This window comes from Desulfovibrio sp. Fe33, assembly GCF_028532725.1.
GTDB lineage: Bacteria > Desulfobacterota > Desulfovibrionia > Desulfovibrionales > Desulfovibrionaceae > Pseudodesulfovibrio.
The window spans coordinates 36,480-47,751 of the sequence record NZ_JAQKGU010000014.1 but is presented as its reverse complement, the minus strand read 5'-3'; the positions used below and the strand labels follow the sequence as shown (position 1 = coordinate 47,751).

The 11,272-nt window shown below is 61.6% G+C and carries 9 protein-coding genes; 4 read left to right on the top strand and 5 right to left on the bottom strand.

The genetic code is table 11. From position 1 onward, the window contains the following. Positions 1-159: 159 nt before the first annotated feature. The gene (locus tag PSN43_RS15275) at positions 160-774 is read right to left on the bottom strand and encodes a hypothetical protein (RefSeq protein WP_272701604.1); all 615 of its coding nucleotides are present in this window, start codon (positions 772-774) and stop codon (positions 160-162) included. A 158-nt stretch (positions 775-932) separates the two neighbouring features. Here PSN43_RS15275 and PSN43_RS15270 point away from each other — a divergent pair, with 158 nt between their 5' ends. Beyond that, positions 933-1,229: a late competence development ComFB family protein gene (locus PSN43_RS15270; protein ID WP_272701603.1), complete on the top strand. Its 297-nt coding sequence runs from the start codon at positions 933-935 to the stop codon at positions 1,227-1,229. 75 nt (positions 1,230-1,304) lie between these two features. Here the strand turns inward: PSN43_RS15270 and PSN43_RS15265 are convergent, their stop codons facing one another. Genes PSN43_RS15265 through PSN43_RS15250 form a run of 4 tightly spaced genes read right to left on the bottom strand, consistent with a single transcriptional unit; the run spans position 1,305 to position 6,480 of the window. Then, positions 1,305-4,475 carry an efflux RND transporter permease subunit gene (locus PSN43_RS15265; protein ID WP_272701602.1) on the bottom strand — a complete coding sequence of 1,057 codons (3,171 nt, stop codon included), beginning with the start codon at positions 4,473-4,475 and terminating at the stop codon, positions 1,305-1,307. A gap of 9 nt (positions 4,476-4,484) precedes the next feature. Further along, positions 4,485-5,555, bottom strand: coding sequence for an efflux RND transporter periplasmic adaptor subunit (locus PSN43_RS15260; protein WP_272701601.1), 1,071 nt, complete (start codon positions 5,553-5,555; stop codon positions 4,485-4,487). Beyond that, entirely contained in the window at positions 5,552-6,067 is a 516-nt protein-coding gene (locus tag PSN43_RS15255) for a hypothetical protein (protein WP_272701600.1), read from the bottom strand. The genes PSN43_RS15260 and PSN43_RS15255 overlap by 4 nt, the downstream gene beginning before the upstream one ends. Then, on the bottom strand, positions 6,061-6,480 hold the full coding sequence (locus PSN43_RS15250) for a MarR family winged helix-turn-helix transcriptional regulator (protein WP_272701599.1): 420 nt from the start codon (positions 6,478-6,480) through the stop codon (positions 6,061-6,063). The genes PSN43_RS15255 and PSN43_RS15250 overlap by 7 nt, the downstream gene beginning before the upstream one ends. A 148-nt stretch (positions 6,481-6,628) precedes the next feature. On the opposite strand from PSN43_RS15250, the gene PSN43_RS15245 reads away from it, so the two are divergent. From PSN43_RS15245 to PSN43_RS15235, 3 genes are all read left to right on the top strand, one after another. Beyond that, positions 6,629-9,727, top strand: a complete 3,099-nt coding sequence (locus PSN43_RS15245) for a UvrD-helicase domain-containing protein (RefSeq protein WP_272701598.1) — start codon at positions 6,629-6,631, stop codon at positions 9,725-9,727. Positions 9,728-9,917: 190 nt separating this feature from the next. Further along, positions 9,918-10,766: a cobamide remodeling phosphodiesterase CbiR gene (cbiR, locus tag PSN43_RS15240; RefSeq protein ID WP_272701597.1), complete on the top strand. Its 849-nt coding sequence runs from the start codon at positions 9,918-9,920 to the stop codon at positions 10,764-10,766. Further along, positions 10,763-11,272, top strand: a complete 510-nt coding sequence (locus PSN43_RS15235) for a bifunctional adenosylcobinamide kinase/adenosylcobinamide-phosphate guanylyltransferase (RefSeq protein WP_272701596.1) — start codon at positions 10,763-10,765, stop codon at positions 11,270-11,272. The genes cbiR and PSN43_RS15235 overlap by 4 nt, the downstream gene beginning before the upstream one ends.

Here is an 11,272-nt window from a genome sequence, read left to right as displayed (position 1 = left end):
TCCGGGGGCCTGATCAGGCCCCCGGAGCCGAAACAGAAACGGTAAAAGTGTTACCTATGTTCCCGGGCAGAAGTGTTACCCATGTTCCTGGTTGCACAAGAACCCTTTTCAAAGGGTTTTTCCTCCCCTTCCCCCGGCCGCCGGAGGCAATCTCTCTTACTACACCCTGATGTCCAACCCCTTGTAAGGGGCTACCCCGGCTCCGACGACGATACCGCCGGGAGCGAAGAGATCCTGGGTGTTCATGTTGGTGGAATACCACCAGGCCATGGCGTCGGTGGAGAGCCTCCGGTTCATGTCCTGTTCGGAGAGACTATTACGGGCCACGGAGGCGAATTTGCCGAATTGCAGGGTCCGGCCGAGTTGCTCAACCTTGTCGGGATTGGCGGAGAAATAGGCGTTTATCATCTCCCGGTCCGGATGCTCCCCCACCACGGCGGCGGAACCGGCTGGATCGTAGACAAGACGAAACGCGGCGGAAGTGTCCACGCCCAGATTTTCGAGATCGGCCTCGACTTCATCGTTCCATGTCCTGAGCATCTCGTCATACCGGGCTTCGACGTCCGCAAAGGTCAGTTCACGACCGTTGTCGGGAGCCGCTGTGGCGAGCAGATCGCGGATATAGCCGCGCATGACCGCCCCGGAAGCCGGGGCTTCGTCCCGCCGATTTTTTGACTGCTCCGGCCCAAGGGGAAATTCGCTGTCCGAAACGGTTTTTCTCGAACGCTTGTACGTGTACCCTTGTACAGCCTGTTCAATAGGTTGCGTCGGCATGGGGCTTCTCCGCGCCAAGGTTCCAACCGAAAAGACGAAGACGTCTTCGCTATATTCGTAGCATGAAATATACCATTCGATTGCCAAACGTCCGCCATACGGGTTAGTATGGCGCAACTCCTGAGAAAAACCGACGACACCCGAAGGGAGAACCGACCATGCTCAAAAAACAGTTGAAGATACGCGGAGTGGACGTCTCCAAAATCACCAACCGCAACGAAAGCAGGGTGGCCTCGCTGATCCCGGAGATCATCGAGGAGTATTACGAAGACTATATTTTCGAGGATCTGGACATCCAGGACATCTACGCCCTGTCCCTGAACCTGCTCCCGGCCGCCTATGCCCAGGCCGGGTCCATCGTCCTCTCGGACCGCATTTCTGACTACGAAATCCGGGCCAAGATACGGAAGGCGGTGGAACGGGTACTGGACAACCCCACGCGGGCGAACGATTAACCCGCGACCGCAGCAAAAGAGAAACGGCCCGCCATGACGAACATGGCGGGCCGTTTTTTTCGGTTGAGGGGCCGGTTAGGCTTCTTCTTTTGCGCCGCCCCGCTTTTCCATGGGGATGACGAACATGAGCAGAGCCGGGATGACGAACACGGTGAAAACCGTGGACAGGGCCAGGCCGCCCAGAACGACCGCGCCCAGGCCCCGGTAGAGTTCCGAGCCGGGACCGGGAGCCACGGCCAGGGGAAGCATTCCGAAGACCGAAGTGGTGGCGGACATGTAGATGGGCCGCAACCTGGTCCGGGTGGCTTCGAGCACGGCTTCCTTGTAGTCCATACCCTGCTCGCGCACGTTGCCAAGCGACTGGTGAACGATGAGGATGGCGTTGTTCACGACCACGCCGATGAGAATGACGAACCCGAGCATGGTCAGGATATCGAGCGGCTGCGGCGCGATGAACAGGTTTTCGAGCCGCAGGCCCAGGAACCCGCCCGCACCGGCCAGAGGCACGGTGAACATGATTATGAGCGGATAGATGAAGTTCTCGAACAACGCGGACATAAGCAGGTACGTGATGATCAACGCCAGGATGAAGTTCCACTGCAAGGCGTCGCGGGTCACGCTGAGTTTGTCGGCCGCGCCGGACAATCGGACGGCCACGCCATGCATGAGCCCGGTCTGTTCCACCTGGGGAATGAGCTGCTGCTCGATGATCTCCATGGCGGACTGCAAGGGCATGTCCACGGGCGGAGTGACCTGCAACGTAATGGTCCGCCTGCGTTCGAGGTGGCGGATTTCTGTTACGCCGTAGGTATTCTCCATGGAGGCCAGGGAGGAAAGCGGCACGGCCCACCCGTTAGGCGTCGCCACCAATTGGGAGTACAGCTCCTCGGGCGTGCCTACATCCTTGGCGGACGCCTTGAGCACCAAATCGATCTTCTTCTTTCCTTCTTCCTTGAAGTCGCCCACCTTCCGGCCGTCCAGGATGACGTCGAGCGCAGTGCCCAGCTCCTCGGAGGTCAGGCCAACGGCTTTGACCCTGTCGCGGTACGGATGGAAGCGGACCTCGGGATAGAGGAGCTCAAGCGACGGAATGGGACGGATCTGCGCGCCGTGGATCGTCTGCATGGTCATGCCGAACATGGTCCCGGCAACGGCGACCAACTGGTTCAAATCATTGCCCGAGAAGTCCACGTTGATGACGCGGCCCTCGCCCAGCCCCTGCTCGAAGATGGACGCCTGCAACGACACGCCGAACATGCCCGGGATGGAATGGATAATCCGCGAGAACAAGGGAATGAGCGGCTTGGCGTTCTGCTCCTGGGTGGAGATGGCGCCGAAGAGGTTGATGGTCGGCGCGGACACGTAGAAGAGGTCTTGCACGCCGGGCTTGCCGTCCGTCTCCTTGCGGAAATACGGCTCCACCTCGTCGAAGATATACTTCCCGATGTCGTCGCGCTCCTCGTAGGAAAGGCCCGGCGGCGGGATGAGAATGTTCAGGATGAGGTTGCGGTTGCCTTGGGGCAGGTATTCCATTTTGGGGAACATGGTCACGACCATGAGCACGGACACGGCGGTCAGGCCGATAACGGTGACCAGGCGCGACTTCCAGTTGTCGATGGCCAGGGAGAGCAGTCCCACGATCGCATCGGCCAGCTTGCCGCCGAGAGCGGTCAGGGGCTTGAGCACGCGCTTCGCGATGGACAGCCCGGCCGGGGTCCTCGGCCCTTCGGCGGCTTCACGCCGCAGCTTCTTTTTGTCCGCGATGCGGTAAAACTGGTTGGCCAGCATGGGAATGACCAGAACGGACACGAGCATGGACAGGGCGATGGCGCAGGTCACGGCAATGGCGATGTCCTTGAACAACTGCCCGGCCTCCTGCTCCATGAAGACCACGGGCAGAAACACGGCCACGGTGGTCAGGGTGGAGGCCAGCACCGCGCCCCAGACCTCGCTGGCTCCGTCATAGGCGGCCTTGAATGGAGGCTTGCCCATGCGCCGGTGCCGGTCCACGTTCTCCAGGACGACGATGGCGTTGTCCACGAGCATACCCACGGCGAACGAAATGCCCGCCATGGAAACGATGTTCAACGAACGACCGGCCGCAGCGAACATGATGAAAGCGCCGATGATGGACACCGGGATGGAAACGGCCACGATAATGGTCGAGCTGAAGGATTGCAGGAACACGAACAGGACCACGATGGCCAGCACGGAACCAATAAGGATGTTCTGTTTAACCAGGTCGATGGCGCCGTTGATGTACGGCCGCTGATCGTAGACCCAGTTAAAGCGCACGCCCTGATCGGCCATGGGGCCGTCGTTGAGCTCCTCGATGACCTTGTGAACGTTGTCGGTCATGGTCAGGACGTTGACGCCCGGTTCGGGCCGGATGCCCACGACCATGCCGGTCCTGCCGTTATGGCGCATGGCCACCGTGTGTTTCTCGTTGCCGCGCGCCACAGTGGCCACGTCGCCGAGGGTTACGCGGAACTGGCCGGACGAGGAAATGACTACGGACTCTATGTCTTCGGGAGTCTTAAACTCGGCTGGGGTGCGGATGCGGAAGTCGCGCCGCCCCACGCCCAGGGTGCCCGAGGAAACGGACACGTTCTCGCTCTGGAGCACGCGGATGAGTTCGGTGGCGGTCAGGTTGTAGGAGGCCAGCTTCACGGGATCGATGATGATGTCCATCTCGTCCTCGCGTCCGCCGCCCACGAACAGGTCGGCCACGCCTTCCACTCGCTCGATGTACTGGCGTATGTCGTTCTCGAAGAACGTCTGGTAGGTGGTCACGTCCTTGTCGTTGCCGGGCAGGGTTTCCAGGGTCAGCCAGATGACCGGCGAGGTGGATGCGCCCGTGGCGGAAATGATCGGCCGGTCCACGTCGTCGGGGTAACTCGGCACCTCGTCGAGCTTGTTCGACACGCGCAGGAGCGCCTTGTCGATCTCGGTGCCGATCTCGAATTTCAGGGTAAGTTCCGACCGGGCATTGTAGTTGGAGCTTTCCATCTGGATCAGGCCGGGGATGCCCTTGAGCACCTTCTCCTGTTCCTCGATGACGTCGCGCTCCATCTCGTAGGGCGTGGCCCCGGTCCAGGTGGTGGTCACGGTGATGACCGGCTCGGTCACGTTGGGCGAAAGTTGATACGGCAGCCCGACCAGGGCCACCACGCCGAACATGACGACGAGAATGACGCCCACCAGGACGGCAACGGGTTTTCGTATGGCGGTTCCGACGATATCCACGGGAACCCCCTACTGCCGCTGCGAGGGTTGCGCGGCCACGGGCTGCTGCGGCTGAAGCCGTTCATTGCCCTTGACCACAACGTCCATGCCCTCCTGAAGGGTCTTGGACTTGACCCCGGCGTCCATGCCCCGATAGCCGACCACGAAGACGGGCATGGGAACGGCCTTGCCGTCCACCACGGCCCAGACGACCATCTGGCCGCGAGCCGAAATGACCGCGTCGCGGGGCACGATCAGGGTCATGCCGCCCACCCCCTTGGGCAGGACCACGCGGGCCTCCATGCCCTCGGCCAGGGACCCGTCGTTGTGCACGCGGATCTTGACCGGAAACGTGCGGGTGGCCACATCTCCTTTGGGGATGGCCGCGAAGACTTCGCCGGGGACATCCTTGCCCGCAACCTTGACGGTCACCTTGAGGCCGGGCTTGACCACGCCGAAAGCCTCTCGCGGGGCGTTGACCACCACGTCGAAATCCTCGTCGCGGGCCATGACGGTGACGACCGACCCCACGGAGACCCAATCGCCGCGGAACACCTTGCGCTCCAGGACCACGCCGTCATAGGGAGCGCGGATGGTCTTCTTCTCCCGCTCCATGAGCAACCGGTTGAGGATGGCCTGGGCCGCGATCATCTTCTTCTCGGAGGACAGGGCGGCCAACCGCTTGGAGTCGTATTCGCCCTCGGCCACGGTGCGGCTCTCGAACAACTTGGTCGTCCGCTCGTTCTCGCGCTTGGCCAGCTCAAAATCGGCCTTGGCCTGGTCCATGAGGGCGCGGGCATTGGCGATGCTGCGGTCAAGAATATCCGAGGCCAGGGAGACCAGGGGAGCGCCCCGGCCGACACGCTGTCCGTCCTCGACGCCCAAGGAGACGACCTTGCCTTCAACCTCCGCCGCCACGTTGGATATTTCCGAAAAATAAACCGTACCTATAAATTCGGTCTGGGGGGCCATGTCGCCGGAAGTAACCTTGGCCGTGACCACCGGGGACGCGGGAGCTGCGCCCCCCTCCTGGGCCAAGGCCGGGACGGCCATCAGGACCGCAAGACAAAGGACCGCCGCACTCTTCAGGAATTTCTTCATCGCTCACTCTTCTTCCGCAAGTTTTTCCAGGGCTTGAACACGGACACGAAAACCGTGGCGACCAGGACCGCAACCTGGACCAATCCCCAGATGAAATTCATTTTTTGATTGTACAGGTACGCCCCGTCACGCAGGGCGTCCATGCCCAGTTCGCCGGAAATGTGCATCATGGCCGTCTCCCACGGGCCGAGGCAGACAGTGCCGAAAACAATGGCCGAGACGGTGACGACCCATTTGAAGATCAACCATCCGTGCCTGAAGAAGCCGAATCCGGTGAACAGGGAATAAACCAGGCCGGTAAGCAGGCAGCCGAAAGCGCCCGGCACGACCACCACGGCCATGTCCACATGATGGATGGCCCGGTTCATGCCGTAGAGCTCGCGTCCGTCCGTCGCTCCCGGTTTGAGGAAATAGAGAAGGATCAGGGCGACACCGCCCCCGATCCAGCAAGCGGCCGTGCACAAATGCAACCCCTTCAGCCACTTCTGTCCCCCGGCCCCCAACTTCAACATGATTTGTTCCTCATGCAACAGGCCTCGTCCAGATGAGGTTCGAGGATTTCCCACAGGACCCGTTTGCACACGGCGAGGTTCTCAGGGTCCACGTGCCTGACCAGCGCCTCCCGGCTCTCCAGGACTATGTCCATGGTGAAATCCACCAATTCACGTCCTTTGCCGGTGATGTATATACACTTCACCCTGCGGTCGTCCTTGTCCGCCTCACGACGCAGGAGACCATGCTTTTCCAGGGCCGCCACAAGTCGGCTGACCCCGGTTTTTTCCTGAGAGAGCATATCACAAAGCCGGCCCTGGGTCAGCCCTTCGGTCTTGTACGCGGGCAACAGGGCGCGCCACTGCTCCACCGTGATTTTCACCCCGGCTTCGGCGAAGCGGGCGGCCAGGTCGTTGGCGAAAACACGGGACACCTTCCAAGAAAGGAAACCAACGGATTCCTTTGGGTTCAGTCGGTCAGAATTCATGGCGAAAGTTGTATCTGCAACAAACAATATCGTCAACCCATTTTGACCCGACGACGGGTTGCAATAATAGGAGGATACCTATACTGTTCAGTCCATGGAAAGATTCACCGCCGACCTGCACATTCATTCCCGTTTTTCGCGTGCCACCAGCAAGAACCTGACCATCCGGAATCTGGCTGCCTGGGGCCGTCTCAAGGGACTTTCCGTCCTTGGTTCAGGCGATTTCACCCACCCCGAATGGCTGGCCGAAATCGAAGAGCAGCTGGAGGACAACGGCAAGGGTCTTTTCGTCCTCAGGGAACCCGACGGACTGGAGAAGGAGATTCCCGCCTTCGACGGCGAGATTCCCGGCCGCACCCGTTTCATGCTCCAGACGGAGATCAGCTCGATCTACAAGCGCGGCGGCAAGGTCCGCAAAGTGCACAACCTGGTCTTCATGCCCAACCTGGACGCGGTGTACAGGTTCAACGAACGCCTCGGCGAAGTGGGCAACCTGGCTTCGGACGGCCGTCCCATCCTCGGGCTGGACTCTCGCGATCTCCTGGACCTGGTTCTGGACACCCATTCCCAGGCGTTTCTGGTCCCGGCCCATATCTGGACGCCGTGGTTCTCCCTGTTCGGCTCCAAATCCGGCTTCAACTCCATCCGCGAATGCTTCGGCGACTACGCCGAGGAAATTTTCGCCATGGAGACCGGACTCTCTTCGGACCCCGAAATGAACTGGACATGGTCCGAACTGGACCGCATCCGGCTCATCTCCAACTCCGACGCCCACTCCGGCGAAAAGCTCGGCCGGGAGGCCAACCTTTTCCGGGGCGAAATTTCCTATGAAGGCATCTACCGCGCCCTGCGCGGCGAAGGGCTGGGGAACAAGTTCCTCGGCACTGTTGAATTCTTCCCCGAGGAGGGCAAGTACCACATGGACGGTCACCGCAAATGCGGCGTATCCATGGATCCCCACGAGACCATCGCCCGCGACGGCATCTGCCCGGTCTGCGGCAAGCCCGTGACCGTGGGCGTTTACAACCGCGTGCTTGAACTGGCGGACCGCGAGGAACCGGTCCAGCCTGCGGGCGCGCCCGGCTTCGTCTCGCTCATTCCGCTCAAGGAGATCCTATCCGAAGTGCTCGGCGTCGGCCCGGGCTCCAAGAAGGTCAATCACCTTTACATGAAGCTCATCCAGGAGTTCGGCAACGAGCTCGACATCCTCCAGCGGGTGCCCGCCGAGGATCTCAACCGCTTTTCCTGCCACCTGGCCGAAGGCATCACTCGGATGCGCGACGGACAGGTCATCCGCAAGGCCGGGTATGACGGCGAATTCGGCGTCATCTCTGTTTTCTCCGAAAAGGAACGGGCCCAGATCAAAAACGGCGGCGAACTGATTCACATTCCCCGGCCCGAAACCCGGCCCGATCCGGGCCTGACCGCGCCCTGCCCGGCCGTCTCCCGGCCCAAGGTCGAGACCGTGCCCCTGTCCTACAACCAGGCCCAGCAACAGGCCATCGACGCGGGCCCTGGCCCGGTGCTTGTCCTGGCCGGTCCCGGCACGGGCAAGACCCAGACCCTCATGGGACGGGTGGAACGGCTCATGGACGAAGGCGTCAATCCCAAACGCATCCTGGCCCTGACCTTCACCAAGCGGGCCGCCCAGGAGATGCGCGACCGGCTGCACGCCCTCCGCGGGGAGAATGCCGAGATGCCGCAGGCAGGCACCCTGCATTCCCTGTGCTTCGACTACTGGAAGCACGCCTATTCCGAGACGCCCATCGTGGTGCCCGAGGACGCGGCCAAAAAGCTTTTCGTCGAGGTCAACCCGGACTTTTCGGGCAAGAACCTCAACCATTATTGGAACAGGTATCTCCTGGCCCGGGAACAACTGACCGAGCTGCCCGAGAATCTGGCCGAAGCGCACATCAACTACGGTAACCAGAAGAACCACTGGGACCTGGTGGACTACACCGACCTGCTGGAGTTCATGCTCGAACAAACCGGCGCGCCCACCTTCCACATGCCCTACAGCCACGTCCTGGTGGACGAGGTCCAGGACCTCACCCCCCTGCAACTGGCCGTCATCAAGGGCATCGCGGGAACCGCGGGTGAAGGGTTGTTCTTCATTGGCGACCCGAAGCAATCCATCTACGGATTCCGGGGCGCCGTAAGCGATGTGGAGGAACACCTCAAGAGGATGTGGCCGAACATCGAATCCGTCACCCTGACCGACAACTACCGTTCGGGCCAGGCCATCCTCGACGGGGCGGGCAACCTCTTCCCGGACTCGCCGCGTCTCACGGCCCGCAAGGACATCGCCGCCACCCTGCACATGTTCGAAGCGCCTGACGCCGCGCATGAGGCCACCTGGATCAGCGACAAGATCAAGGGGCTCATCGGGGCAACCAGCCATTCCATCGTGGACAGCGAAGGCGGAGGCGACATGGCCCCGGGCGACATCGCGGTGCTGGTACGATTCAAGCAGCTTATCCCGATCCTCGAAAAAGCGCTCAAACGAGCGGGTGTGCCCGTGGCCACCCCCGAACTGGAAGGGTTCTGGCAGGAGCCGCGCGTGGCAGCCATTCTCAAGGCCGCCCAGCAGTTCCTGGGCATGACCCTGTCCGGCGTTGAAGACACCATCGACATTCCGGACCACATCCTGGCCAAGGGACCCGTCGGCTTGGCCGCCTACCTGAACGAGACCCCGCCCTTCGACCAGTTCTTCTGGGACAGCCGTCAGTTCAAGGAACTGAAGGCCGAGTTCGACCGGCGAGGCGGCTGGCAGGGGCTGGTCAACTGGGTGTCGTTGCAGTCCGAGCTGGAGCTTGTCCGCAAGACAGCGGAGAAGGTCCAGATCATGACCCTGCACGCCTCCAAGGGGTTGGAATTCGAAGCCGTGTTCATGCCCGCCTGCGAAGAAGGCATCCTGCCGTTCGCGGGCATGGACCTGCTCACCGCCAAAATCACCCTTACCCCCGGCCGGGGCCAGCGTTTCCACGAGGAGCGCCGCCTCATGTACGTGGGCATGACGCGCGCGCGGCGCAATCTCTATCTCAGCTACGCCCAGAACAGGCAGCTCTTCGGCAAGACCCTGTCCCTGCCGAGGTCGCGCTACCTGCGGGAAATCCCTGAAGCTCTCCTGACCAAATCAGCCCTGGCCGCACGCAAAGTGACCAAGGAAAAGCAGCTCGGCCTGCTCGACTAGAGAAAGAAGCGACACCTCCGCGCAACCGCGCCCGGCAGACCATGCCGAGCGCGGCGCGGGAGCCGCCAAGCCGGGCGACCGGCTAATAACATCCAGGGTGTGAAACCGATGTTGGAACAATTCTCTAAACGCGGCCATCGCCCAAACCCCGACCCGTTGTCCGCCAGCCGGACAGCGGGCCGCAACAGCCATGCACCGAAAGCCTAAATTCCCGAAACAGGACGGAAAACCGATCGAGCACGGGCACGCCGGAGAACACCCGACGCGTCCCGATCTGCCCTCCGTTCGCGATGTCGAGGAAAAGTGGAATGTCCGCTTCCCCTTCAAATTGGCGGCACCCTCGGCCGTGCTGCCAGCCGGTGTGGCCGAAAACAGTCTGTTCCTGGCCGACTTCTTTCCCGAGATCGCACTGCTGTTCTTCGAAACCGAGTCCTGCCTGGCCTACACCGACGAGGACCTCCCGCCCTGGCTGGCCGACCTGCCCTGCTCCTGGCATGTGCACATGCCGCTGGACCTGCCGTGGAAAGCGGGCATCGACACGGCCTGGCAAAAAATCAGCGGGCTGATCGACAAGCTCGCAGTGGTCTCGCCCCACGCCTACGTGCTTCACCCGCCGAACGCGCCCGACATGCTCCCGGCCCTGGCTGACCGGCTGCGCGACAAGGGCGTGCCGCCTTCCCGCTTCCTCATCGAGAACGTGGGCCAGTGCAGCCTGACCCCGGTTTGGGACGAAGTCGTCGAAGGCGGCTTCTCCGCCTGCCTGGACATCGGCCATATCCAGGCGTACGGCCAACGCGACATCCTCCGACTGCCCGGCCTGTGGGAGCGCGTTCGTATGCTCCACGTGTACGGGGCCGAACGGGACATGCGCCACTGGCCCCTTCGCGAACTGGACCCGGTGGGACAAGTCCTGTTGCGACACCTGATCGAACGGACATCGGACATCACCCTGACATTGGAAGTCTTCCGCAAAGAGGAGCTGTTCGACTCCCTGGACCTCTTCGCCCAATGGTTTTCGCAATGGAGCGACAATAAATGATTACCCTGGTACTCGGCGGCAACAAATCCGGAAAATCCGATTTCGCCCTCGATCTGCTCGCACGCGCACCCGGCCCGGCCCTGTTCGTGGCCACCGGAAAAGCTCGGGACATGGAGTTTCGCGAACAGATTCGCAAACACCGTAAAAGCCGGACTCCTTATATCGAAGTGGCGGAAGTGGCCGAGGGCTTGCCTCATACGCTCCAAAAGGCTAAAATGACATTTCCGGCCGTATTGGTGGACAGCCTCGACTATTGGCTGTTCTCCTGTCGTGAAGCCGGATGTGAGCCGGAAAAAGTTGAAGAATTCAAAGAGGTTCTCAACAACTGGGGCTCCACGGATTTGATACTCGTCTCCTGTGAGACAGGGCTTGGACCGTTGCCTGCGGGCAGCATGGTCCGGGCCTTCGTGCGGAGCCTCGGCGCGCTCAACCAAGCTGTCGCCGTGCGGGCCGACCAGGCGTTTCTGGTTGCGGCCGGGCTGCCGTTAACCCTGAAACAGGGATAA